Genomic DNA, 26201 nt, shown 5'->3' with positions numbered 1-26201 from the left:
TATTACTTAGAGCTTTTTTTAGGGAAAAGACTCGAATACATAATCTCGAATGCCTCCTTGGAAGCATAGGCATAATTGCTACCAATAAAGGTCCCTGCGACTAAGCGTCCGTCGTGATAGTAAACAGTTTGTCCAATCGCCATCTTGGCATGTTTGATGTCATCAACATCCGCAATTTTCTGCCACAAGTCTCCAGGAAACATAAAGCTAGTGTCACCTTTACTTATCGAAATACGATTATAAGCACCTCCAATAATAGGTCTCTCATAGTTTGCTAAGGCCAATGAGTGAATACTTGCTGCAAACTGATGGGGATCCGATGGTTTGCCATCTACTGTTATACTAAGTGCTGTAGGGTTCACAAAATTATCCAGCATCAGATTGTAGGTCACTTTAGCCATACTGTTAGCCTCGGGCGTTGTGGTGGGTAAAAGAACAAGATTTATGTAAGTAATAGAAGCTAAGAAAGTTAATATAGGGCTAAAGAGCAGAAGATAGATAAATAATGGATTACTTGATGTTGACCGCTTCACAGACTTTGTTCGGTAGTCCACGCGAATATTACTTTGATGGGTGAGAGGCTTAGCGTTATTACTAGGTTGTCGTTGTTGCTGTGAGGCAACTCCCAAGCCTTTAGTTAGTTGTCGTAATTGCAAGCTTGCTGTTTGCTTAAGATTTGAAAAAAAATCGGTAATAGTTTTCCATGCCTGGTCTTCATCACTCCATACGAGCCTATCTCCCGAGAGCTTTCCGCTCTTCCAATCTTTATGGAGCTCTGACTTTGGCTTTGGCTCGTATGATCTGCCACTTACTGATGCCAGTAGTAATTCTTTTTCCCTCATATAAACTAGGAACTCCCTAAGTATTTCTCCGTATTAGCTAGCAATCACTATAATTCATTATGTGTTAAATGCTCCAATTTGCAAATAAAGATTGTTCTCTGCAACAAAAATGTAACTTTCTTATCCATGCTCGCTATTGAAAAAATATTCTATTATAGTAATTGTTAATAACATTATTTTGCTAAGAGTTTGAAAGTAGATTATTTAATCGTCGGGGGAGGATTTGCTGGCTGCGTTTTAGCTTGGAATCTTTTAAAAATAGGCAAAAAGGTATTCATACTTAGCAACCCTTATTCCAACAACGCATCTACAGTAGCAGCAGGAATTATAAATCCCATAACTGGTCAAAGATTTGTAAAAAGCTGGCGTTGGGAACAATTCTTTGCTCAAGCCAATGAATTCTATAAGGATGCTTCTCGCGAAGTTGGCCAAGAATTATTTAAACCAAAGAAAATTATCCGCTTCTTTAAGAATGAACATGAACTTTCTAAATGGGATAAAAAGAAAACTCAAGAGGATATAAGCTTGTTTGTCACCAGGGAATGGAGAGGACAATCAAGTTACAGCGGAGTAAAAAACAATCTAGGAGGGGTGTGCATAGATGGGGGAGGCTGGGCTAACATAAAAAAATTTATCAAGCACTGTCATAACATACTGGCCCAGCAAGATGCCATACGCTACGAACACGCTCTATCTGAAGATTTCAAATTCACTTTGGGTCAAGCTGTTTGGAAAGACCAAATCTCATGCAATCAGGTAGTTTGTTGCACGGGCTATCAAAACAAATCACCCTGGTTTCAGGACTTAAGGTGGAAACCTGCAAAAGGAGAGCTATTAACTTTACGTATGAATGAAATGCCTGTTTCCAATATTTACAGCCAGGGCATTTTTATTTTACCTGTGGGAAATGGGATTGTGAAAGTAGGAGCTACCTATTCCTGGGATCAACTTGATGCCATTACGACAGACTACGCAAGAAGCCATCTAGAGGGAGAATTAAATCGCATGTTCGATTTTGCTTACAAAATCCTAAACCACGAAGCTGCCGTTCGCCCTATCTTACAAGACACAAGGCCCGTGGTAGGTAAACACCCAGAGATTCCTTCTCTCTATCTATTGAATGGCTTGGGAAGCAAAGGCGGTCTTTGGGGGCCCCTTTTAGCCCGGCAATTAATCAACTTTATCGAGCATGATGTGCCACTTGACCCAGCATTAGACCTATTAAGAAATTCTGTTTAAGAATTAATCTATTTAACCTGGCTTTTTTGGGCCCTGAAAAAGTAACCCTAAACATAGTCGGGAAACATGCCGATTTGCAGGATAGTGCCCAGGACTCTTTTATTAAAGTTTATCATGACTACCCTCCCATACACGGCTGGATGAAGCTTGGGACTAGGACCATTTTAAGAGGTGAAAATTTAGACTCCTATGAAGCCCAATCCTAAGCAGGTAGATAGTATAATTAGGGGGTTAGTAGAAACTAGCGGTAAATTATTTATTGTTCTAGATGACAAAGGCCGTATTCAATGGACTAATAGAGCATTTTCTAGACAAGTGGGCTTAACTGAAGAAGAAATTAGCTCGCTAGCATTCAAAGACCTAATCCTAGAAAACTCTATGTCAGAGTCTGATTATCAGACGATTGAACAGGGATTAAATGGTGGAGATGGTTTTTATTTAGAGTTAGTGCTTAAAAGTAAAGGAAATGAGGCATTTTATGCAGAGGCTGAGTTTATTGCACTTGTTACAAAGAATGAGACAGTTGGCTATGCTGGCATTATTTCCAATATCACCGAGAGGCAAAATAGACTAGAACAGCTTACTCAAACTTACCAGGAAAGCGAATCCTCGAGGATTCAACTCCAAGCCACTGTTGAGCAGCTTAAGCTTGCAGCAGAAAACGCCACCAGCGCTAACGAGGCTAAAAGTAATTTCCTAGCAGCTATGAGCCACGAAATTCGCACGCCTATGAACGGTGTCATAGGCATGACAAGCATCTTACTGGATACAAAATTAACTCCAGAACAAAGAGACCTTGTTTATACGATTCGAAATAGTGGGGATGCCCTATTGACGATAATAAATGATATTCTGGATTTATCTAAAATTGAAGCCAATAAACTTGAGTTAGAAGAATCTGCTTTCGATATCAGAGAATGCATTGAACAAGCCATGGACTTACAGTCTGCCCGAGCCTCGGAAAAGGGTATAGAGCTCCTTTACTTTGTAGATCAAAGAATACCTGTGCAAATTGTAGGTGATGTTACACGCCTAAGACAGATCGTTACTAACTTACTAGGCAATGCTATTAAATTTACCGAGCAGGGCGAAGTTTCTGTGGAACTCAAATTGCGTGACGAGCAAGATGGCCATTATGAAATAGTTGTTGAAGTGACAGACACAGGCATTGGCATACCTGCAGACAAAATTAACACCCTTTTTAAAGCCTTTACGCAAGTAGACTCTTCCACAACAAGAAAATATGGAGGCACCGGTTTAGGCTTAATGATTAGCAAGAAACTCAGTCAGCTTATGGGAGGTGACATGTGGGTAGAGAGTGTTGAGGGCCAAGGCTCTACCTTTACCTTTATGGTTCGTGCACAGGCTATAGATGCTGAAGTTCCTATTTACCTCACCCCTAACCCCTCAGAACTAACTGGCAAACATCTATTTATTCTATGTGGAAACCAAGCTCTAGCAAAAAATCTTGAATCAGTTCTTGGATTTTGGGGTATAGAAACGGTCATCGTTTTTTCCTCACTGGATGCTGTGAAATGGATGATGAGCGACGCCTCCATTGATGCAGCTATCATAGATGCAAATTTGCCAGATGGTGATGCTAGCTCAATGGCCGAGATGATTAGAAAATACCGGGATAAGATCACGCTTCCCACCATTCTCTTAGCCCCTTCAAATGAGGCTATTGCCCTACCTCAAGAGCTTGACCCTTATAATGCTAGAATGGCCAAACCGTTAAAATACGGCCCTTTATTTAGTGTGCTAACCGAGCTGGTAGAGGGTAGGCAAATTTCTCAAACTGCGAGGGTAGGCAAGAAAATAACTGGAATCTTAGACGGCGCCAAACTTAAGCCTCCGAAAGTATTAGTTGCTGAAGATAATCCAGTAAATCAAAAGGTTAGTAAATTGATGCTAGATAAAATCGGCTGCCCTGTAACCCTCGTTTGCAATGGCCAAGAGGCCGTAGAAGCCATCAAAACAGAGTCATTCGATGTTATATTGATGGATCTGCAAATGCCAGTAATGGGTGGAATAGAAGCTACCAAAGAAATTTTTAAAATAATGCCGGAGGATAAAAGGACTCCTATTGTCGCACTTACTGCGAACGCTATGGCAGATAGTAGAGAAGAATGCCTTGCTGCCGGCATGAGCGATTTTCTCAGTAAGCCTTTTAAACCACGAGACCTTAGACTCGTAATTGAGAAGGTGACTGGGCACTTAAACGGGGTGGATGAAAGCGAATGTTAGAGTAGCGGCGCTTGTTTAAACGCCACTACTACACAACCAAATAAAAATCTATCTAATTACTAGGCTTCAGCCATCGCTTTAGCGCTAGCACTTGCTGAAGTTGGAACTTCAGAGATTGTCTTAAGGATGCGGCTAGCAATGGCATATGGATCACCCTGGGAATTAGGACGACGATCTTCAAGATAGCCCTTGTATCCATTATTCACAAATGAGTGTGGAATACGGATAGATGCACCACGGTCAGCTAGCCCGTAAGTAAACTTATCTATGGACTGCGTTTCATGAAGGCCAGTCAGGCGCATGTGATTATCTGGCCCATAAACAGCGATATGTTCATCCATATTCTTTTCAAATTGAGCCATTAATTTCTCGAAATATTCTTTGCCGCCGACTTCACGCAAATACTTTGTGGAGAAATTAGAGTGCATGCCAGAACCATTCCAATCTCCGCGGATTGGTTTGCAGTGGAACTCTACATCGACACCATACTCCTCACAGAGGCGTATCAGGATGTAACGAGCTATCCACATTTCATCCGCCGCTTTTGCAGAACCTTTACCAAAGATTTGGAATTCCCACTGACCTTTCGCAACTTCAGCGTTGATACCTTCATGATTAATGCCGGCATCTAAACAAATGTCTAAATGACGTTCAACAATCTCACGTGCTACCGATCCCACATTCTTATAACCAACTCCCGTGTAGTACTCACCTTGTGGGCCAGGGAAGCCATCCTGGGGAAACCCTAAAGGCTTGCCATCTTCGAATAGGAAATATTCTTGCTCAAAACCAAACCAAGCATCTGGATCATCCAAGATTGTAGCGCGGCTATTTGAAGGGTGAGGTGTTGTTCCATCAGGAAGCATGACTTCGCACATGACAAGGCCACCGTTTTTACGAGTGCTATCTGGGAAAATCGCAACTGGCTTAAGTAAGCAATCAGAGTTTCCGCCGTCCGCCTGCAGCGTAGAACTTCCATCAAACCCCCAGTTTGGAAGCTGTTCCAATGTAGGAAAGCTGTCGAATTCTTTGAGCATAGTTTTACCTCGAAGGTTAGGTACCGGGGTGTAGCCATCGAGCCAGATGTATTCCAATTTATATTTTGTAGCCATAAGAGTTATTTAATGTTGTTTATTTAATTTTAATTAAGTACTTAGTTAATTCGAGCGATAATTCATCCTGGAATTACCTTTTGTTTCTACCAAATCTCCATTTTGATCAGCTAAACTAACGAGCACGATCTATACCAAGCTAGCACAGATTTCCAAAACGCAAAACGCATCTGCCTATTTCTCTTTAATGACTGAGAGAAATATGTTTCGCTGGAGCTTTCATGAATCCTATTAAAGATACCAGACGCGCGCTCGTGCGCATTTCGTATTTAGGAGAGGTTTATAAGACTTTCCGGGGCCACGAGGCCAAAGAACGCTTTGAAAACGAGGTGAAGGTTTTGAAATACCTTGAGAATAGAGGATGTGCTTTTGTTCCAAGATTACTCGAAGTAAGCGCAGAGGAATTAACTATTGTCACAAATAGCTGCGGAAAGATTGTTGAACAGCTAAGTGAGCTCAAGAGAAAAAGCCTATTTGATGAACTCGAGTCCTATGGTGTGAGGCACGAAGATGCCGTGATGAGAAATGTGACGTACCGACAGCAGGATGGCAGATTCTGCATCATAGATTTTGAATTCGCTACTATCTTAGATGACCCTGAACATAAGTCCCCTGTGGCGTGGCCCCATCACAAGGAGGAGTCTTGAATCCGTATCGAGGAGATCGTGAAAAGATTGATTTTGAGAGGCACACCGTTAAGTGGAACGCAATAACACATCCAGGACATAGCCGTGAAAATAACGAGGATGCCTTTCTTGCACTAACTTTTAACTCTAAACGTTTTCATTATCTTGGGAAATATGGGCAAGCACCAATCGGTAAAGATGATTTAGTTTTTGCTGTTAGTGACGGCATGGGCGGTGCTTGTGCGGGTGAATATGCTAGTAAAATTGCCGTTGAGAAAATTTCCAAACTCCTACCCAAGGGTTTTCGTTCTAGACTGCTTGGTATGCAAACGGGATTTGATGACATATTCCAAGAGCTATACGGCGAAATTCACAAGGCATTGAGCTATATTGGCGCCAGCTACGAAGAATGCGCAGGCATGGGCTCTACACTTAGCATGTGCTGGATTGTTCCAGAATGGATGTTTTTTGCTCATATTGGAGATACCCGCATTTATTATCTGCCCGAGTCCGCTCACAATGAAATCAGACAGTTGAGCGATGATCATACCCATGTCGGCTGGCTATTTCGAAATGGTAAAATTTCTGAGCGCGAAGCTAGGTCACATCCCAGAAAAAACGCTCTGCAGAAAGCCCTGGGTGCAGGAAATCAATTTGTTGAACCACAAATAGGCGCGGTAGAAATCGTAGAAGGTGATAAATTTGTTTTATGTAGCGATGGGGTCATTGATGGCTTATGGAATCGACAAATACTGCAGCTTATCCGCTCGCCCACAGTAGCCGAAACCACCAAGAGCCCGGCACACCGGCTTGTCGATGCTGCCTTGGAACGATCTGGAAAAGATAATTTAACTGCGGTAGTATTAGAGATTAGCTAAATCAAAATACTTAAACGAAAATTACCGTTTTAACCTGGATGATATCATAGAAATTTAACAAGATACGTAACTGCTTGAGCCACAAGAAAAAGAGAGTCGACAGGGGTGCATCAATCATATCCTCTGACCATAGCCTTATAAGCAAAGGTAGGAGAAGCTATCAAGTAAGTATGCGGAACGCTAATCCCGTTAAAGTAGAGTAAGGACATGTGTCTCGAAAAGAAGATATCTATCTGAGACTCTATGGAATCATTTGGGGTTGAATACGAAGGATGAATTGTCAAATACTCAAATAGTTAGCTTAACGGGTGTTGAATACTATACAAAATGTTGCTTTTTTTACAATAATATCGCAAAGAGGATCCAGTTTCAGCATGCAAATTTAAGCTGTCGACCACATTCTCATGTACAATCGATGAACTTTATCTCATCATAAATAGATGGCACGAATGCTTGAAGCAGGATACTCGAAAAAGGAAACTAGGGTGAACGAGAAGAGCGAACGCAGAGCGAAATCCAATTCCGGATCTAAATTCAAAAACTTTGTTCTAGATACTAATGTACTAATACATGATCCGTGGAGTATGGATAATTTTGAGGATAATAATGTATTTATTCCCTCAGAGGTTGTGGAAGAGCTAGATCGCTTTAAAGTCGAAACAACTACTAGGGGGCACCATGCACGTATGGTTCACCGGCAGCTCGATGGTATCTTTCCGAACCAAACGGCACTTAAAAAAGGCTGTGCTAAGCAACAGGGGGGGCTGATCAGAGTAGTAATCAACGACTACCTCCAAAAAGGCTCTTACGCCAAGAGCCCAGGAATGAAGAAATTAATGTATCTCTTCCCAGACATGTCTAAGCCAGATAACCGCATCCTAGCCGCAGCAGTTTTTGTTGCTGAAAAGTATCCAGCTCGCAAGACAGTACTCGTGACCAAAGATGTCAATATGCGCTTAAAGGCTAGATTACTGGGCTTACAAGCTGACGACTATCTCAATGATAAAGCCCACGACCTGAATATCGATCCAATTGACTATGACACCGTCTTAGTGACTGGCAATGAGCTACAAAGACTGTGTTCAAAAAAAATGTTATTACTCCCGGCTAAACGTGTTCAAGGACTAAGCATAGGTTATTACCTTATGGAAAATGAACAATCTGGTGGAACAAAGCCAGCCAAGTATCTTGGAGACGGAAAATTCAGAACCCTTAATTTTCCAGATTCCATGGTTATACAACAAGGGCAAGCTATGAAACCGCGTAACCTGGGTCAACAATTTCTATTAGATGCTATTTTTGATGAAACCGTGAACTTGGTAACCGTTTGCGGAAAAGCAGGAACCGGTAAAACCATTTTGTCAGTAGCTGCTGGCCTCTATTTAGTGCAAAAAGGGTTTTATGAAAAAATTCTTGTGACTCGCTCTGTAATTCCTATGGGTAGGGATATCGGATTTCTGCCAGGCACCATGGAAGAAAAAATGCGCCCCTGGGTTCAACCCATCTACGATGCCGTTGAAGCTATCACCAGCCGTCCTAAGGGCGAACAGTTCATGGACAAGCCACAGAAGCGCAAAAGGAATAGCACAGACTCCTCTGCTGACAAGCAGCGGAGCTATGAACGCCTAGTCGAATCAGGTATTTTGGAAGTTGAAGCTCTGGCACAAATAAGAGGACGTTCTATACCCAAAAGCTTTTTCATATTAGATGAAGCTCAAAATATTACACCCCATGAGGCCAAAACAATAGCAACTCGCATGAGCGAGCGCAGCAAATTGGTCATGATTGGCGACCCTTCCCAAATTGATAACCCATATGTCGACAGATGGTCTAACGGCCTTGTATATACTCGGAATAAGCTCAATGCTCAGGACCTCGTTGCACACGTTAACTTGATTAAGGGCGAGCGTAGTGAAGTTGCCGAACTAGCAGCAAATCTAATGTAATAGCAACCTGGGAAGCATCCATCTGCTAGACCTTAGACTCGTTTTCTAAGAACCCACGCAAATGGCGAATACGTGTTGGGTGACGCATTTTTCTAAGGGCCTTGGCCTCAATTTGACGGATCCGCTCACGAGTCACTTTAAACTGCCGTCCTACTTCTTCTAGTGTCCTAGAATAACCATCTACTAGACCAAAACGCTGCTCAAGAACCGCTCTTTCACGTTCTGTCAAAGTGTCTAGAACATCTTTAATTTTCTCCTTAAGGAGAGAGTAAGCCGTCATATCCGAAGGATTTTCAGCACTCTTATCCTCAATAAAATCTCCGAAAGTTGTGTCGTCACTATCGCCCACCTGCGCTTGCAACGAGATAGGCTGCTGAGCCATTTTTAAAACGGCACGCACACGCTCTACAGGCATACCTGTCTCTTCAGCAACTTCTTCTGGCGTAGGCTCGCGACCGAATTCTTGCACGAGTTGCTTCTGCACACGCATCAATTTATTGATAGTCTCAATCATGTGAACAGGAATACGAATAGTCCTAGCTTGATCTGCGATACTACGAGTTATGGCCTGGCGAATCCACCAGGTAGCATAAGTAGAAAATTTATATCCTCTGCGGTACTCAAATTTCTCAACCGCCTTCATCAACCCCATATTGCCTTCTTGAATAAGATCCAAGAATGAAAGCCCGCGGTTTGTATACTTCTTGGCAATTGAAATAACTAATCTAAGATTTGCTTCAACCATCTCGGTCTTGGCCTTCAACGCCTTACGCAACCAAGACTTTAGCTCTCTGTGATCCGCCTTTAATTGATCAAATGGCATGCGCGCTCTGACCTCAAGCTCATCTAGTTGCTGGCGGTAGTGGCGGAGGTCATCTTGCTTCGACTTCTTACGACTTTTCTCTTTTTCGAGATCCAAAATCTGCTTACGAACGCCTAGCATCTGTCGGTAATAATTGTCACAAATGCCTACAAATTCTTCTGTTACTTTCTGTTTGTAGAAAAATTTGGGATATAATTTGAGCAGCGCTTGCTGCGCCTTGTCTAAGTTTTTCTTGAGGCGAGTTAGACTAGAAGCATTACTAGCTTTAAGAACTTTTTCATAAGCTTCCTGCACTTTCTTGTCAGCAGTATTTACATTTCGCACCAGAATCTTAAGTGACTTCATATATTTTTCGCGACCATCAATTTTTTTATCTTGAATCACGCGATCGAAACGCTCTCTGCCCTGCTCCAATTTCTCTGCTAGGTTAATGTATTCTGATGGCATGAAACCGAAGCGATGCAAAAAACTCTGTACTGTATTCTCCGCATCCTCGATTCTTTTGGAAATCTCAACCTCTTGTTCTCGGGTAAGCAGAGGGACTTGCCCCATTTGCTTGAGATACATACGAACGGGGTCGTCTAGTATATCTAGTTTATTATCCGCAGGCTTTTCGTCTTCCTCATCATCCTTACCGCCAGGTGTTTGTTTATAACGATCAACATCAGAAGAATCGATAACGTCAATTTCTAACGTACGCAGGAAACCCAAAATAGCTTCAATATGGTCAGGGTTATTAACAGATCCTGGAAGCGCTTCTTCTAAGTCGTCATAGGTAAGATAACCTTGCTCACGAGCCATCTTAATTAACTCTTTGATTCGATTCTGCCACTCCGGATTATCAGACCAGACGGATGCAATCAGCTCTTTTTCAGAAAATTGGCTTGCGTTTCCGCTGGCAGCACCCTTAATGGCTTCTAGCATTTTAGCAGAAAGAGCTTCCGTAATAGCCGATCCATTTGAAGTTTGTGTATTAGCAAGTGCTTCCACAACGGAAGCTGATTTGCTCTTTGAGGACTTTGAAGCTGATGCTTTCTTTTTGCTAGCGGCTTTCTTGGGGGCTTTTCTAGCAGTCTTTTTAACTGCAGATTTTGTAGTCGACCTAACAGCTTTTTGAACCAATGAAGATGAGGACGGAGATTTTGCTTTTTTCACGTAGATTTTTACTTATGTTTATAACACCCAATTACTAAAATTAAACCCTATGTTTCCTAGAGAGACAAAAAAGGGAGCTCATCAAATTAGATTCGAGTATAGTCAGTGTCAAAATGTTTTTTGACTGTTTATGAATTCTTGGTGTTTTTTTAATAATTCTTCTTGTTTTTTAGCCAACAGCACTTGCTCTTCTAGTAATTGATTTTCCTTCTCAGAATTTATCTCTAAATGCTTGCGGCTTTCACTATTTAGTTTTAACTGACCACTTAGATACTCTAACTCTAAACGATAGCAGGCCCCTCGAAGTTGCTGTAAGCACGTTTCATCATCTATATCCAGGTGATCAAGTGAGTTTAAATTAAGATTTTTTAGATAAATTTGGTGACTCCGAGAGACAGTGGCAATAAAGGAGTCTATGCCATCCCATGCATCATGAGAATACAACTCCATCATCTTGACCAATAGATCTCCTCCCGGTTTATCCATGATCCATTCTGGAAATAGAATGCGCTGAAGATCTGGTATAAGCTGCTGCCTAGTTAGGAGCAACTGAAGCATCTCATGAATAATAGGATTCGGACTAAATGTAGGGGTTCTATCCTCTATACTACCCTCCTCTATATTCACTTTCGCGTCATCATGCATTCTCTGTCGACCTGCTTTTAGCCTATTCATCTCCGCATGAAAAAGATCTGGAGAGACATTCAAACGATATGCAGCCCGAGAGATGTTTTGCTCGCGGAGAGTTAGTGTAGGCAGTTGCTGTATAAGCTTAGATACCTCTTCAATAATAGAGCGCCGGGCGGCCATAATACTGGAGTCTGGGTGTTTCGATTTTTGAAGCTCAATAAAAAAATCGATCAACTCTGAGGGACTGTTAATGAGATCAAGAAACGCATCTGCACCACTCGAACGAATGATAGAGTCCGGATCATGGCCACTAGGCAAAGTTGCAACACGAACGCTCAGGTCCGCTTGACGCGAAAGCGATGGACCTTGCTGTGGCTGCAAGAAAAGGCGTGCTGTTCTATCCGTGGCGTTCTGACCTGCAGAGTCCGAGTCTAAACATAAGATCACATTGGAGGTAAGTCGACGAATAGCCCGAGCGTGGTCTGGAGTAAAAGACGTTCCTAAGGGCGCCGTGACATTCTTAATCCCAACAGAATGACAACGTAAAACATCTATTTGCCCTTCACATATAACTGCGCAATCTTCGTCTAGAATTGGCCTCTTAGCCTGATGAAAAGCGAATAGCACCCTACTTTTTGTGAAGATAGAAGTTTCTGGAGAATTCACATACTTAGCTGTTTTAGCATCTGGATCTAAAATACGCCCTGAGAATGCTATGGTTCTCCCACCATCATTTTGAATAGGGAATAGCAAGCGGCCTCGGAAGCGGTCATAGACTTTACCACGCTCATTCCTCACAACTAGACCAGATTCTACTAGATCAGGCTCAGCATAGCCTCTCTTCTTGCACCATTCTAACATGTCCTGCCAGCCATCCGGCGCATAGCCAAGACCGTAAATTTCAGCCCATTCTAATGGCATCTCTCGATGCTTCATGTAGTCGCGAGCCATCTGTGCTCTTGGGTCATGGAGCAAAATATCTGACCAGTAACGCTGGACTGTATCATGAATTTGCAACAGATTTTCTATCTTCTCACGCTCGTCTTTATCAATACCAGCTCCAGTTTCTTGCAGTCGTATTCCTGCACGCTCCGCAAGACGTTTCACCGCTTCTGGAAACTCAAGATTTTCATAAAGTACTATAAAATCAAATACATCACCCGATTCCCCAGAAGCGTAGCATTTAAAAAACTGCTTTTGAGGATGAACCGAAAAAGAAGGAGTCTTCTCTTGCTTAAAGGGGCTAAGTGCCCAGAAGTAAGCTCCGCGTTTTTTTAGAGGCACATAGCTATCAATGACATCGACAATATCAACAGCCTGTTTCACTTGGTCTATCTGTTCTTTGCTATATGCCATTCTTCTTACTGCCTAATTACTTCTTAAATCTTACACCTCTAAATAAATTTCTGTAGCAAAAAAGAGGTTGGCCCACTTGAAGCCCTAGGGCAAGCTGAGGACTATGCCTTCAGAAGTTGCCATAGAGGAGCTCGGCCACAATCTGCTATTGCGTAGCCCCAACTGGCTTGGTGATGCAGTGATGACCTTGCCAGCAGTCCAGCAACTCATTTCAAGCGCTTCAAAATCTACTAGAATTTCTGTTTTAGCTCCTCCTAAGTTATGTGATTTCTGGGCTTGTATTGGAAGTTTAGATCAAGTAATTCCAGTGGATAAGAACCCTTTTATCACAGGCTATCAGCTAAGGAGCCATCAATTTACATCAGCACTTATATTCCCTAACTCTCCTAGAACTGCCCTAGAACCCTTTTTTGCTTGCATACCCAAACGTTATGGATTTCATGGCAGCTCTCGCAAGATGATCATGACGAAATCTTGGAGCAAGGATCTACCAGCTAGGGGACTACGCCACCAGATGTTTGATTATTTGCAACTGGTCAAGCATCTCGGAGCAACTGTCGAAAATAACGGAAATTTACCCTCACTTAGCAAGCCTCAAAACCCCATGCCTGAGCATGACTACATCACCATCTGCCCTGGTGCAGAGTATGGCCCCACTAAACGCTGGAAGGCCGATAGGTTTTCAGAAGTGTCAGATCATTTTGCAAAACACTATAATCTAAAGGTAGTGCTCTTAGGCGCTGAAATAGATGAAGAGGCAGCCCATCATGTGAGAAGACATATGTCTGATAAAGAATCCATTTTAGATCTCACCGGAAAAACGAGCATGTCGGATTTTGTGGCCTGGATTGCTCACTCCACATTTATTGTCTGTAATGATAGTGGGGCCATGCATATCGCTGCTGCCTTTCAAAGACCGGGAGTTGCTATCTTTGGTTCAACCGAACCGAGGCTGACAGGCCCTATAGCTAATAGCATACGCGTCATTAGAAATCATGTTCCTTGTAGCCCCTGTTTCTTAAGAGAATGCCCCTTAGATTTCCGGTGCATGGAACGCTTATATTCAGATGAGGTCATAAAAATTGCTGAGGAACATTTTGCTTCCTTCAACTAACTGGCTAACCTGCACAGAGTGCTTCATGAATTAGAGCATGCCTTACATTCTATGAGTAACAAAGATAAGGACACTCCAGGCTTGGCCGATTCTGAGCAAGCTAGAGTACAGAGCTCGGCAGCAAAAGTTTCTCTTGCTGTTTTTGGTTCGAGAATACTCGGCCTAATTCGCGAAGTAGTGTTCATGGGAATTTTTGGACCTGGCTTCATCATGGATGCTTATTATGCTGCCTACAGAATCCCGAACCTGCTTCGTGATCTCTTAGCAGAAGGAGCTCTTTCTACTGCTTTTGTCACAACTTTTTCTAAGAAATTGAAAGCGGAAGGTCAGACAGCAGCATTTCAACTGGCTAATCTCGTTCTTACCGCTTTAGCCATCATCATGGCTTGGATTACACTAATCGGAATTATTGGAGCTCCAGGGCTTATGGTTCTAAATATGGGGTTCTATGAAGTTGAAGGCAAAATTCCTCTAACTATTGAACTGACTCGTATTCTATTTCCATTCATTGGAGTAGTGTCATTAGCGGCTATATTCATGGGACTATTAAATAGTCTAGGTAGTTTCGGGATTCCTGCGTGCGCTGGGATAGCATTTAATTTAGTCTCTATTACGACCGGCTATGCTCTCGGCTATTTGCTCGACCCAGAATTAGGCTCGAAGGCTATATATGGGTTTGCTGTAGGAACTGTACTTGGTGGTATTGCCCAGCTAATCCTTCAATTACCTAAAGCATGGAGCTTGGGATACCGACCAAAGTTTATCCTAAAACTCAATGACCCTGACCTCAGAAAAGTTCTGAAACTCATGCTACCTGCTGTAATAGGGGGTGCAGCAGTTCAAATAAATGTGATGGTTAACGGATGGTTTGCCTCCTTCTTAGAAGAAGGGTCCGTCTCATGGCTCTATAATGCATTTCGTCTCATGCAGTTACCTATAGGCATGTTTGGCGTTGCCTTTGCCACGGTAACACTCCCTTCTATTTCAAAAAGTGCTCAAGAAGCAGATCGCTCTGATTTTTATAACAAACTGAATTTAGGGTTAGGTAACACATTCTTTCTCGCACTACCTGCATCAGTTGGATTAGCCGTACTTGCTGAGCCCATCATAGGTCTTGTTTACCAAAGAGGAGAATTTACTGCTTATGATTCGCTACAAGCTGGCCTAGTCTTACAGGGATATGCTGCTGGTCTTGCGGCCTACGCCGGAATAAAGGTCATAGGCCCAGCTTTTTATGCTTTAGACAAACCTAGTATTCCAGTAAAAGTCAGCCTCCTGGGTATAGGGCTGAATATTATTTTTAATATTCTTTTTGTATTCGTCTTAGAAAAAGGTGCTTTTGGACTGGCTCTATCGACCTCTCTTGTAGCACTAATCAATCTTTTCCAACTCATTTTGTATATGAACCGTGTTTTAGGGGGCATGGCTATAACTAAATTTCTAAAAGATGTGGCAACCATTATCTTTATGGCCTCCATCATGGGAGTATGCATCTACTATCTAAATCAACTACTCTTCGCTAGCGAGGCACAGTTCTTCTATCAGCTTATAAAAATCTTCATCTTGATAGGGTGTGGGGCAACTATTTACTTCGGACTAGGCTATGCTTTACGAATACCCTATCTGGAGGTCGTTCGTAACTTCATGAAGAGGCTAGGCCATTAATCAAGGAACGATAAAGATTTTACCCGTGTAAGGACACTTAACTTGTGACCCTGGCGAAAATCCATTCACATCTACTAATCCCGCGTATGGAGCATATGGGCTCTTGACATACCCAGGTCTACCGGGAATTTTCTCTCCAGAGGGATATGCTTTGGAATTTCCAGAAGCAGTAGCCGGAGGCGTTTGACTCCATGGTTCCGGTTGAGAAGATGCTGGAGGAGTGATGGTGCTAGAGGTAGTTGGCGGGCTTTGAGTCGTTTGCGAGTAGGTTTGCTGTTGCTGTCCAGAAATAGAAGGATCCGTGTAAGCGGGGTCATAATAAACTGAATTGGAGTGTGACCTATTGTTACAAGCTTGTAAAGAGAGTGCTAGTAAACAGACAAAGACTAAACTTAGTGTTCTCATTTTCATAAACGTCACTATGTAATAAGCAAAATAATTGCTGCGGGCAAGCTTGCAACGCCTAGATCTTAAATTTTTTTCAAATGAAGCACTGCTAAAGTCCCGATGGACATGAAATAAAAGTGCAGGGAAGACGAAACTTTTTGCTTAATTTATCCGCTAAAGCTTGTACTCCAAATACTTCTGTAGCATAGTGACCGCCGTATATCACATTAATGCCATGGTCCATGGCAGCGCCGAAGGTCCAATGTGAGCCTTCTCCGGATATAAAGGTATCTAGCCCATCTTCTGCGGCCTCAATCAGATCATTTCCTGCTCCACCGCTTACAACTCCAATCTGTTTGATATTCTCTGGGCCACCGGCTAAGAGCGTTGGTTTATGCCCAAGTATCTCGGCAAGTTTCGTAACCAATGCAGAGCGAGTAAGGGAGAGAGTACCACGAAAGCCTATGGTCTGGCCCTTGGCTTGACCAAACCGACTCTTTGATTTCAACCCTAATTTGCGTGCTATAATGGCATTATTTCCAATAGTGGGGTGCAGATCCAGAGGCAAATGAGAACTGAAAAGTGCGACATTATGATCCAGTAGCAATTTTAACTTCAGGTAACTTGTATCTACAATAGGCGTGATATCGTTCCAGAAAAGTCCGTGATGCACGATTAGAAAATCAACCTGCTCTTCAATTGCTTTCTCGATGGTCATGGTATGAACATCAACAGCTGCACCGATTTTCGTGATTACTCCATTGTTGGCTACTTGAAGGCCGTTTTTCGCTCCGGACCAGTCGACAATATTTTTATGATCTAGCAGAGACTCAGCATCTGAGACAATGTCATCTAATGCTACCGACATAGTCCATTAACCAAGTGACCTCTTAATCTCTTCAATCTCGATATTTTTCTTTTCGATTTCATCCTCCATCTTCTTTCTATAAGAATCGAATTCTTCCTGTAATACTTTCATTTTTTCTTCCAGCTCTTCTTGAAGCGCTTTTAGATTTTCTTTTTCAGTATTTAGATCTTCCTTAGCTGCGCTTGCTAGCTTTTTTTGATGATCGATCATTCTTTGCTTCTCATCCAATTGATCAACTAAATCTTTATACTTACGCTTAGTTTGTGATTCTGAGGTAGCTAATTCGCGGCTCTTCTCATCACTGGCATTTAAATCTTCCTTTAGTTTGGTTACTTCTGCTTTTAATTCACCGATTTCAGACTCTTGGCGTGATATCTTACTTTGCTTGAGTGAGGCACTTGTAAAAAACCACGCCGTCAATATAAGTAAAATAACCCCACCCGCTATTATACCGTAAAGCTTCATCGTCTCGATCCTGTAAGCTTGCTCTCGAGCTTCATATGGTGTTTTAGCTGACGGAGGAATATCAGAAGGTTGGTAATTCATGCTATATGTATAAAATAGTCAGTTTAGTTCACTATACAAGTGAGTTTTGATATAAACCGACCAATCTAAAAGGTGCATAATGCCTCAACTCACAGATTGATTCTCCATGAATAAATAGGGTAAAAAGATCTCATGGTAGCAGCGCAGATTTTTTACACGGGACACGTTCAGGGTGTGGGCTTTAGATATTCGGTTAAGCAAATAGCTTCCGGATTTGAGGTTAGCGGTTATGTTAGAAATTTGATGGATGGTCGAGTCGAATGCCTAATACAAGGAGATAACGCTGAGGTCAAGGCCATGAAGCTAGATATTCAAAATAGCCATTTAAATGGGTTCATTAAAAAAGTGGAAGAGCATCAGACAGATTTTGATATGAGCATACGTGGCTTTGAAATTGCCAAATAAGTTCGCACCCTATGACAAAGTCTAACCAGTCCTCAAAAGCTACAAATGAAAAGAGCCCTCTGGCTGCTCAGCTCGTTGGTGTTAGAAAGTTATTCAAGCTGAGATGGAAAAGAGCAGGAAGACAAGTGGTAGCACTAGAAAATCTAGACCTTCAAATCAGGCAAGGTGAGGTACTAGGCCTCCTAGGTCCCAATGGATCTGGAAAAAGCACCACCATGAAACTCCTTTTAGGACTAACTAAGGCGACTGAAGGGGAGGTTAGAGTTTGGGGTCATCCTGCCGGCTCTGTGGCCGCTAAGATAGAAATCGGCTTTTTACCTGAAAACCCCTACTTCCCAAACTTTCTAACAGGAGAAGAGTTGTTGCAATACTATGGAAAGCTTGGCGGCTTACATGGAAAGCATCTCAATCAAAAGATAAACTATTTATTAGCACTTATTGAACTAGAATATGCTGCCAAGCGAGTTGTAAAAAATTATTCTAAAGGCATGCTCCAAAGAATCGGCATAGCCCAAGCGCTACTTCATGATCCGAAATTATTACTCCTAGACGAACCAACGGCCGGGGTAGACCCAATCGGCGCTAAACGAATCCGCGACTTGATCCTCAGACTTAAAGAAGATGGGAAGACAATCATATTCTCTTCCCATATACTTGAGCAAGTAGAGGATGTAGCCGACCATGTCGTCATTCTTGAACGTGGAAAAAAACTTGCAGAAGGTAGTCTAGCAGAAATGCTAGAAGACCGAAATCAACATCAAATAACCTTTCAAGGTCTTGATGCCGATGCCATAAAGCAAATAACTCACACCTTAGAGAACAAGGGGGCAAAAAATATTACTATTTCTAGGACACGACAAAACCTAGAAGATCTCTTTGTTGATCTGGTAAAGAAAGACTCCAAGTCATGAGTAGCAGCTTTCTGCGCATCATGACGATAGCGGAAAATACCCTGACAGAATCACTCCGCCAGAGGGTTTTACATTTAATTTTGCTTGTGGGAATAGTCTTTATATTCAGTTCACTATTTATCTCCGACCTAAGTGTCCAAATGGATCGCTTTAAATTGTTAAAAGATATCGGGTATGCTGGACTGAGTTTAACCGGTCTGGTTATTTCTCTTCTGTCCACGGCTCAACTGATCCCTGGCGAAATTGAAAAAAAGACTATTTACACAACTCTAAGTAAGCCTATTTGGCGGTTTGAGTATGTGATTGGAAAATATCTTGGATTGGTATGCTTGATTACGCTAGTCACTGTTTCACTAGCAGTCATTATATATCTGGTCTTGCTCAGCCAGGAAGCTATGGAACTCTGTTTCAGACAACAAATTGGTTTTTTCACTTGGTTAACCGGCTCCTACTCGGACTTTCCTGAACCCATGCGTGATTACATCCATTCAATTCAATCAGAGAGTAGAGACTCGGGATTATTCTTAGCACTCTTACTGGTTTGGGCAAAGCTGTGTGTGATCACAGTTATCGCAGTTTTTTTCTCTACTTTTGCTACATCCACAGCATTTATAGTTTGGAATACACTTTTAATTATGTTTATCGGCCACCTGCAATACTTGGCCAAAATGCACTGGCTCTACAATGACTTAACCAGCAATGCTTTGAAACTGCTATTTATTGCTGTCGTTGGGTGGATTATCCCTGATTTTGAGATCTATAACTTAATTGACGATGTGATTTTAGGAAAGTATCTACCTTGGAAAGCCTGTTTCGATGTCTTATGGTATTCTGCTTTATATATTTCTATTATGCTCGTTCTCTCCGCACTAATTTTTGAGGAAAGAGAATTATGAATCGAAGAAAACTCACTGCCCTTGTTGTCATTGTATTCCTATTTCTTTATTCGATTTTGAAATTCTATTACGAGAAAGTAATAACAGGTGAGCATCAACTTCTAAGACACGGCGCTACTGCTGAGATCAAGTACTCCATGCGGGACGCATTAGGACAAGGCTTACTCCTGACAGCTCTTAGCGGCTTCAGAGGAGTTGCCGCTAATTTAATCTGGCTAGAAGTTACTGAGGCTTGGATGGAGCGCAATTGGATTAAACTCAAAAAGAATGTGGAGATCGCAGTCCTGCTACAACCTCGCAACGAATTCTATTGGGAGCAAGGTGCGTGGCACCTAGCTTTCAATGCTAGCCTCAATTCCTCAACAGATTTAGGCAATATCCACACAAATTTCCGTGAGAAACAGGAGGAGTCTCTACAATGGATTAATCAAGGCATTAACTTGCTTGAACGAGGCATTGCCTTTAATCCTGATAGTTCTCAATTACACGAACGTTTAGCCGATTTGTATTACAGGCGACTAAAAGACTATCACCGAGCTGCTAAGTACTATGAAATGGCATCGCAATTACCTGGCGCTAAACAGTATGTATTAAGGTTACCTGGTTATATGTATGAAAAAGCGGGGGATGAACAGGCTGAGCATGAGTACTGGGAAAAAGTGCTAAGTAGAATTTCAGAAAATGAGCTAGCAAGCCCTCAATGGCAACGTCCTCGCCAAAGAATCTTGGAATTAGAGGAGAAAATGGATTGAGTAACAAAAAAGAATCTATAAACCTGTAACAAATACTAAGTAAAAATAAGTAAGACTGCAGTGCGAATAGGAATTTTCGGAGACATTCATAGTAACCTAGAAGCTTTGGAAGGCGTATTAGAAGATATGCAATCCAAGGATGTTACTCAGTTTGTGTGTATTGGGGATATTGTTGGTTATAACGCTAATCCATCTGAGTGCCTAGAAACCGTACGGGCACTAGGATGCCCGATTGTAAAGGGAAACCATGATGAAGAAGCCTCTGAGGACAGAGACATTTCTCATTTCAATGAATTGGCTTACATGTCTATGAAGTATTCCCGCGACCAGTTATCTGACGAGCAAAAGACTTTCCTACGCTCTATCCCCATGCAGCGCCCCGTCTTTAACTTTACGGTAGTTCATGCAACCTTGGATGGTCCTGCTAGATGGGGTTATGTTTTCTCGGCGTTAGAGGCCGAAAGTAGCTTTACCTACCAAAGAACCCAAATTTGCTTCTTTGGTCATACTCACGTGCCGCACGTTTTTATTCGAGATACCAAAGTCCATGAATTTTTCTACCGTAAAATAGATATAAAAACCGACAAACGTTACTTCGTCAATGTAGGCTCAGTAGGTCAACCCAGAGATGGTGATTGGCGCTCCGCTTATGCTCTATACGATACGGAAGAGAATACCATTGAACTGAGGCGCGTTCCCTATGATATAGCCAAGTCCCAACAGAAAATTGTAAAAGCTGGCTTACCGGAGCGTCTTGCCGAACGCTTGGCAAATGCCGTTTAGCCTTTCTTAGCCCTTGTACACTAAGTGTCGTGAAAGCCCTCATCATCAAGCCCACCGCACTTGGAGATGTCGCTCAAGCACTATTAGTCATACCAACGCTTAAAGAACGTTCATACTGTGATCATCTCGCATGGATCGTAGATGAAGATTATGTTCCTCTACTTGAATCCTGCCCTCTCATAGACCAAATCATCTCCTTCCCTAGAAAACGATGGCAAAAATCATTACCCCTCGGTGAGATACTAGACTGGTCCAGAAAACTTCGGACTTATCAGTTTGATCTCGTTTTAGATCTTCAGGGCCTAGCTAGAAGTGGTTTAATGACTTGGGCTACTGGAGCAAAAAAGCGCTTGGGGCTGGCCTCCGCAAGAGAACTCTCCCATTTAGCTTATCATGAAACCATACAGGATACGCAGAAACACGCTATTAACCGTTATCATGGAGCCATCAGACATCTTATGGGGAGCAAAACCCCACTCAAGAGACATCATTTAAAACCTCCTGCGATCAAGCAAAGCAAATTATCCGAGCTTGATGGTTACATTGTGATTCACCCGTACTCCAACTGGCAGACAAAATTATGGCCTTGGAGAAATTACGAACAAGTAGTTCGAGCATTTCCTAAAGAGAATTTTATTCTCATCGGAAAGGGCTCTTTCTTTCCATGTAAGGCTGACAACATCCAGGACTTGAGAGGACGCACCAGTATTTGTGAGCTTATTGAAATTCTGGCAAATGCTAAACTCGTATTGAGCACAGATTCTGGCCCAACACACATTGCAGCCTTATACAATCGACCCATTATAACTTTATTCGGAGCGACAGATGCCCACAAAACCTCACCATCCGCAACTAAAACGAGATGTTTATCAGCTCAATTAAAATGCCAACCTTGTTTGAATCGATCTTGTAAAGAGCATCGTCCAATGGCCTGTATGGAAAATATTGACATTAGAGATGTAACTACACTCATATCGCAATTCGTTGAAATACCGGAAAACAGTCCTACTTCAACACAAATGTCGTAATTTTTTGCATTTTAGGCGTACAAATCGCTTGCAAAATCTATAATGCTGGTAATATATTTCTAAGTATCAAAAAAATTAATATATGAATTTTAAATCAGAGCTCATTATTATAAGAATCATATTTTAAGCGATAGAGGATTTTCAAAAGGATAAAACATAAAACTAAAACAGGAGAAGAAAGATGAAATTAAGAGGACGACAAAATCTAAAATGGTCCAGGCAGACCGTCATAGACAAGATCAAGGAGTGGAAAGAAGAAGGAAAGCCTCTCTATTCACACCACGTTCGCAAGAACTTCCAAGAGCTATTAGCAGCAGGTATTCGTTACTATGGTAGTTGGAGGAAAGCAGTAGAGGCTGCTGGTTTCACCTACGATGATGTAAGAAGATACCGCAACTGGTCGAAGGACCTAATTATTAAGACGATCCAAGAACTCTATGAGCAAGGTGCAGATCTATCTTTCCGTTCCATGATGCTTAGTAAGTATAATTCTATGGTTTATGCTGCCATCAGACCTAACCATTTCGGTTCATGGAAAAATGCATTAGAAGCAGCGGGGCTTGCTGCAGAAGAAGTGTACCGTTACCGCTCTTGGGACGAAGACTCCATTCTCGAAGAGATCCGTAAGTTAAAAGCATTAGGCGCAGACCTTAGCTCTAAGGTTATGGACGAAATGGCCAACCCTCTTATTGCAACTGCAAGACGTCGCTTCGGAAATTGGGGAAATGCCGTTGAAAAGGCGGGTATTGATTACTCTGAGATCCGTCGCCGTCGTCGCTGGACCAAGGAAGAAATTGTGGATGGCATCATTGAACTTAAAGAAAAGGGCATCATGCTACGCAGTGGAGCGGTTCGTAAAGAAGCACCTGCTTTATTTGCTGCAGCTTGCAAGCCTCGTTTCTTCGGTTCATGGTCACAAGCTCTGAAAGCTGCTCAGGAGAAGGACCAAAATGCGGGAAACGCTGAAACCGTCAGCACAAATGAGGTTTCTGAATTAGTGGCTGAGTAAGCAATTTTCCATACTATAACTTTAAAAGGCGGACTACCTAGTCCGCCTTTTCTTTTACGACTGACTCGGTAGCTATATGGCTTGAACATCAACGCATGAGGAATACAACAACTCAAGAAGTACTGATCTTGATAATATCAACTGGACAGGCGTCCTCAGCCGCTTTCAAAGACTGCTCATCATCATGGAATCCCATGGCAAATTCGAACTGCCCATAATCCTTAGTTTTATCTAGCAATTTGGCCATACCTTCATCATCAAGCTGCCAATAATTGGGAGCAATCTCGACGCATTGAGCACAGCCGATACACTCAATCGCTTTATGCCTAATTTCCAGCATGAACGACCTCCTCAATGGGTCTTAATAGATATAGCTGATCTCCCACTCTAACTTTATCCTCGACTTTCAGGCTGAAAATAGTTTGCGAGCCATTGACTTTTTCAACTGGGGTATCATCAACACGAATCTCTATGACTTCACCTTTGATGACACCCGTTGTATGACCTATGATGGTGTAGGCATCCCCAACAGCCAACTCAGTTGCGGCGCCCCGAACCTCTATCACTCCAAGCTTGCTGAGATACTTGCTGATTTTTCCAATAAACATCTTTCTGTGTGTTGCCTTAGATCCATATGCTGCAGACCAACCTTGCTCACGTCCGAGATAATAACCTGAAGAAAGCCCTCTATTGTAGACACTTTGCAAATCCTTATGGAGCTCCTCTACAAAAGCCTTACTATATTTACCATCTTCTATGGCTTGCAATGCACGACGGTATGCCGTAATCACAGTGTAAACATATTCCGGAGCTCTTCCCCTGCCTTCAATCTTCAGCACATTGATACCTGCCTCAACCACCTCATCTAGAAAATCAATCGTAGAGATATCATTAGGAGACATAATAAAATTATTATCAACTTTTAGCCGTTTACCCGTTTCTGCGTCTGTAACCACATATTCTTTTCGGCAATTTTGCTCGCAAGCACCGCGATTAGCCGAAGCGTTAGAGGTGAAAAGAGACATCCCACATCTCCCGGACATTGCAATGCATAATGCTCCGTGAGCAAAAGCTTCGATCTCCATCAATCGTCCAGAAGGCCCTCTTAAATCCTCTGCCTCTATCTGATCACTGATCTTTTTAATCATTGGCAAGCTTAACTCCCTGGCCAAAACAATGCGATCACTGAACTTTGAATAAAACTTAAAAGACTGATAGTTTGAAATGGATAACTGAGTAGAGATATGAACTTCTAAATCCAATTCATTGGCTATTTGAATGGCTGCCATATCAGAGACAATAACTCCATCGACCCCATGAGCGGCTGCGTCTTCGAGCATTTTGCGAGCCATGACTAAATCATGCTCATATAAAATCGTATTCAACGTGAGGTACCCACGAATACCTCGACCCCTACACCTCTTAAGAATCTCTTCCTGGTCGGCTTTTTGAAATGACCGACGGGCTCTAGAGCGCATATTGAGCTGAGCTAGACCATAATAGATCGCATCCGCTCCCGCATCAATTGCAGCTTTGAGCGAAGGATAGCATCCCGCTGGGGCAAGTAACTCTACTCGTTTAACTCTCATGAACCCTCAATAATAGATAATTTTTCAAAAAAAGATAGTTCTTTAGCGCACCCATTATCTCCTTGATATGATCATCAATCCTGTCACAGTCGGGCACTATGCCTAAACCCTTCCGATGCATTGTTTTTCCTACTGCTATAATACCCCTATTAGCTTTCTTAGTGCTTGCTAATTGTTCACCGACAGATTCCACGACCGCCACTGAGCGAAAAATAGATGCGGAGCAATCCGAGCCCTACTCTATTGTTGCCAAAGTTCATGACACAGACATTACTCGTGAAGCATTGGATGCTGAAATTGAAAAACACTCCAAGCGCAGACCTCCCTCTCATCCCGCACTAGATGCTGCTCAGCAAAAGGAATTTGAATGGAATGTATTGGATGACATGGTAACGCGCAAGCTCATTGACAAAGCTGCCAGCGACCTCTCGCAAGAGGATATTCACAAGAAGGCAGAAACTATGATCAGCGATTTTAGAGCACGCTTTCAGGATGAAGCACAGTTTCAAGCCAACCTTGAAGGCAACGGACTCACTGTAGAAGAATTTAATAATGAAGCCTATTTCCGCTCTAAGTTTCTAACTCTAATAGAAACTGCTAATAGTGAAAGTTTAGAAGTTACCGAGCAACAAGCTGAAATTTTTTACGCAGAAAATAAACAACGTTTTCTTAAGCCAGAGATGGTAAGTGCTCGACATATCCTAATAAAGAATACACCCGATGCCACCGACGAAGCTAGAGCATCTAGTAAAAAGAAAATTGAGGCAGCTCGCTCTCGTATTACCCAGGGCGAAGACTTTGCCAAAGTTGCCGCTGAAGTTTCGGAGGATCCCGGCTCAAAAGAGAAGGGGGGTGAACTCGGCACATTCCCCAAAGGTCGCATGGTGCCCGAGTTTGAAGAACTAGCCTTCACTCTAGACGTTGGAAAACTTAGCCATGTATTTGAAACAAACTTTGGGTACCACTTTTTGGAAGTTACAGGTAAGACCAAGCCTGAAACCATACCCTTTGCTCAAGTAAAGCAACAGATCATTGGTTCTCTTACGCAAGAAAAACGCAGGAACGCTTCTCAAACACTGATTACCTCTCTACGCGAAAGTGGTAATCACGAAATCTTTCTGCCTCACCCTAGCATGTACTCCACCGAAGACGAAACAGCAGAAACTCCGTAAGAAGAGCCGCTTACTTTAGCTCTGAAGTAGCGAATATTATTCGAAAGATTTCGAGTCTATGAAGGTTTTTATCTACCCCGACACGTCATTATTAACTTGATCTATGGATCCCGGGTTATGACAAAAAAGTTTAATTAAAATTAATCTCCATACTCTTCATCCCGCCAGCACATGGAGATGGGCGTTAGCTAAAATGGATTATTCGCTTGAAGATATCTAACA

General features: G+C 42.4%; 24 protein-coding genes. 15 read left to right on the top strand and 9 right to left on the bottom strand.

All coding sequences use genetic code 11. From position 1 onward, the window contains the following. Positions 1-2: 2 nt before the first annotated feature. The gene (locus AAGA18_00905) at positions 3-842 is read right to left on the bottom strand and encodes a hypothetical protein (GenBank protein MEM9443886.1); all 840 of its coding nucleotides are present in this window, start codon (positions 840-842) and stop codon (positions 3-5) included. A gap of 189 nt (positions 843-1031) precedes the next feature. Here AAGA18_00905 and AAGA18_00900 point away from each other — a divergent pair, with 189 nt between their 5' ends. Both AAGA18_00900 and AAGA18_00895 read left to right on the top strand, forming a co-directional pair. Next, positions 1032-2081, top strand: a complete 1050-nt coding sequence (locus tag AAGA18_00900; protein MEM9443885.1) for an FAD-dependent oxidoreductase — start codon at positions 1032-1034, stop codon at positions 2079-2081. Between the two features lie 189 nt (positions 2082-2270). Beyond that, positions 2271-4328 (top strand): ATP-binding protein, encoded by a 2058-nt coding sequence (locus AAGA18_00895; protein ID MEM9443884.1) that lies wholly within the window; start codon positions 2271-2273, stop codon positions 4326-4328. A gap of 59 nt (positions 4329-4387) precedes the next feature. Here the strand turns inward: AAGA18_00895 and AAGA18_00890 are convergent, their stop codons facing one another. After that, a complete protein-coding gene (locus AAGA18_00890) occupies positions 4388-5440 on the bottom strand; it encodes a glutamine synthetase beta-grasp domain-containing protein (GenBank protein ID MEM9443883.1) in 1053 nt (350 codons plus the stop codon). Between the two features lie 221 nt (positions 5441-5661). Between AAGA18_00890 and AAGA18_00885 the strand changes: the two genes are divergently transcribed. The 3 genes from AAGA18_00885 to AAGA18_00875 all read left to right on the top strand — a co-directional run bounded on the left by AAGA18_00885 (position 5662) and on the right by AAGA18_00875 (position 8890). Continuing rightward, positions 5662-6087, top strand: a complete 426-nt coding sequence (locus AAGA18_00885; protein MEM9443882.1) for a serine/threonine protein phosphatase — start codon at positions 5662-5664, stop codon at positions 6085-6087. Then, positions 6084-6944, top strand: coding sequence for a protein phosphatase 2C domain-containing protein (locus tag AAGA18_00880; protein ID MEM9443881.1), 861 nt, complete (start codon positions 6084-6086; stop codon positions 6942-6944). The genes AAGA18_00885 and AAGA18_00880 overlap by 4 nt, the downstream gene beginning before the upstream one ends. A 485-nt stretch (positions 6945-7429) precedes the next feature. Continuing rightward, complete coding sequence (locus AAGA18_00875; protein ID MEM9443880.1) at positions 7430-8890, top strand: PhoH family protein; 1461 nt, start codon at positions 7430-7432, stop codon at positions 8888-8890. 25 nt (positions 8891-8915) lie between these two features. Here the strand turns inward: AAGA18_00875 and rpoD are convergent, their stop codons facing one another. Continuing rightward, entirely contained in the window at positions 8916-10868 is a 1953-nt protein-coding gene (rpoD, locus tag AAGA18_00870) for an RNA polymerase sigma factor RpoD (GenBank protein ID MEM9443879.1), read from the bottom strand. 108 nt (positions 10869-10976) lie between these two features. Beyond that, complete coding sequence (gene dnaG / locus AAGA18_00865) at positions 10977-12854, bottom strand: DNA primase (GenBank protein ID MEM9443878.1); 1878 nt, start codon at positions 12852-12854, stop codon at positions 10977-10979. 103 nt (positions 12855-12957) lie between these two features. Here dnaG and waaF point away from each other — a divergent pair, with 103 nt between their 5' ends. Together waaF and murJ are read left to right on the top strand one after the other, a co-directional pair. Continuing rightward, positions 12958-13968, top strand: coding sequence for a lipopolysaccharide heptosyltransferase II (waaF, locus tag AAGA18_00860; protein MEM9443877.1), 1011 nt, complete (start codon positions 12958-12960; stop codon positions 13966-13968). A gap of 51 nt (positions 13969-14019) precedes the next feature. After that, on the top strand, positions 14020-15633 hold the full coding sequence (gene murJ / locus AAGA18_00855) for a murein biosynthesis integral membrane protein MurJ (protein MEM9443876.1): 1614 nt from the start codon (positions 14020-14022) through the stop codon (positions 15631-15633). Here murJ and AAGA18_00850 read toward each other — a convergent pair whose 3' ends face one another. The 3 genes from AAGA18_00850 to AAGA18_00840 all read right to left on the bottom strand — a co-directional run bounded on the left by AAGA18_00850 (position 15634) and on the right by AAGA18_00840 (position 17434). Beyond that, the gene (locus AAGA18_00850; protein ID MEM9443875.1) at positions 15634-16038 is read right to left on the bottom strand and encodes a hypothetical protein; all 405 of its coding nucleotides are present in this window, start codon (positions 16036-16038) and stop codon (positions 15634-15636) included. A 91-nt stretch (positions 16039-16129) separates the two neighbouring features. Continuing rightward, on the bottom strand, positions 16130-16888 hold the full coding sequence (locus AAGA18_00845) for a Nif3-like dinuclear metal center hexameric protein (GenBank protein ID MEM9443874.1): 759 nt from the start codon (positions 16886-16888) through the stop codon (positions 16130-16132). 6 nt (positions 16889-16894) lie between these two features. Beyond that, positions 16895-17434, bottom strand: a complete 540-nt coding sequence (locus tag AAGA18_00840) for a hypothetical protein (protein ID MEM9443873.1) — start codon at positions 17432-17434, stop codon at positions 16895-16897. A 132-nt stretch (positions 17435-17566) separates the two neighbouring features. Between AAGA18_00840 and AAGA18_00835 the strand changes: the two genes are divergently transcribed. The 7 genes from AAGA18_00835 to AAGA18_00805 all read left to right on the top strand — a co-directional run bounded on the left by AAGA18_00835 (position 17567) and on the right by AAGA18_00805 (position 23218). Further along, complete coding sequence (locus AAGA18_00835) at positions 17567-17839, top strand: acylphosphatase (GenBank protein ID MEM9443872.1); 273 nt, start codon at positions 17567-17569, stop codon at positions 17837-17839. A gap of 11 nt (positions 17840-17850) precedes the next feature. Beyond that, positions 17851-18750, top strand: coding sequence for an ABC transporter ATP-binding protein (locus AAGA18_00830; GenBank protein ID MEM9443871.1), 900 nt, complete (start codon positions 17851-17853; stop codon positions 18748-18750). Further along, positions 18747-19646: an ABC transporter permease subunit gene (locus AAGA18_00825; GenBank protein MEM9443870.1), complete on the top strand. Its 900-nt coding sequence runs from the start codon at positions 18747-18749 to the stop codon at positions 19644-19646. Before AAGA18_00830 ends, AAGA18_00825 begins: the two co-directional genes overlap by 4 nt. Then, positions 19643-20398 carry a hypothetical protein gene (locus AAGA18_00820; protein MEM9443869.1) on the top strand — a complete coding sequence of 252 codons (756 nt, stop codon included), beginning with the start codon at positions 19643-19645 and terminating at the stop codon, positions 20396-20398. Before AAGA18_00825 ends, AAGA18_00820 begins: the two co-directional genes overlap by 4 nt. 60 nt (positions 20399-20458) lie before the next feature. Next, complete coding sequence (locus AAGA18_00815) at positions 20459-21181, top strand: metallophosphoesterase family protein (protein MEM9443868.1); 723 nt, start codon at positions 20459-20461, stop codon at positions 21179-21181. Positions 21182-21210: 29 nt separating this feature from the next. Further along, complete coding sequence (locus AAGA18_00810) at positions 21211-22209, top strand: glycosyltransferase family 9 protein (protein ID MEM9443867.1); 999 nt, start codon at positions 21211-21213, stop codon at positions 22207-22209. A 181-nt stretch (positions 22210-22390) separates the two neighbouring features. After that, positions 22391-23218, top strand: coding sequence for a hypothetical protein (locus tag AAGA18_00805; protein ID MEM9443866.1), 828 nt, complete (start codon positions 22391-22393; stop codon positions 23216-23218). A gap of 112 nt (positions 23219-23330) precedes the next feature. Here AAGA18_00805 and AAGA18_00800 read toward each other — a convergent pair whose 3' ends face one another. Next, positions 23331-23558, bottom strand: coding sequence for a ferredoxin (locus AAGA18_00800; protein MEM9443865.1), 228 nt, complete (start codon positions 23556-23558; stop codon positions 23331-23333). Then, complete coding sequence (locus tag AAGA18_00795; protein MEM9443864.1) at positions 23545-24807, bottom strand: peptidase U32 family protein; 1263 nt, start codon at positions 24805-24807, stop codon at positions 23545-23547. The genes AAGA18_00800 and AAGA18_00795 overlap by 14 nt, the downstream gene beginning before the upstream one ends. Before the next feature lie 98 nt (positions 24808-24905). On the opposite strand from AAGA18_00795, the gene AAGA18_00790 reads away from it, so the two are divergent. Continuing rightward, complete coding sequence (locus tag AAGA18_00790; protein ID MEM9443863.1) at positions 24906-25979, top strand: peptidylprolyl isomerase; 1074 nt, start codon at positions 24906-24908, stop codon at positions 25977-25979. Positions 25980-26201: the final 222 nt, after the last annotated feature.

This window comes from Verrucomicrobiota bacterium (assembly GCA_039192515.1).
In the GTDB taxonomy this organism is placed as follows: domain Bacteria; phylum Verrucomicrobiota; class Verrucomicrobiia; order Methylacidiphilales; family JBCCWR01; genus JBCCWR01.
Note: the sequence above shows the minus strand (reverse complement) of the source record. Positions and strands in the feature narration are given on the sequence as shown.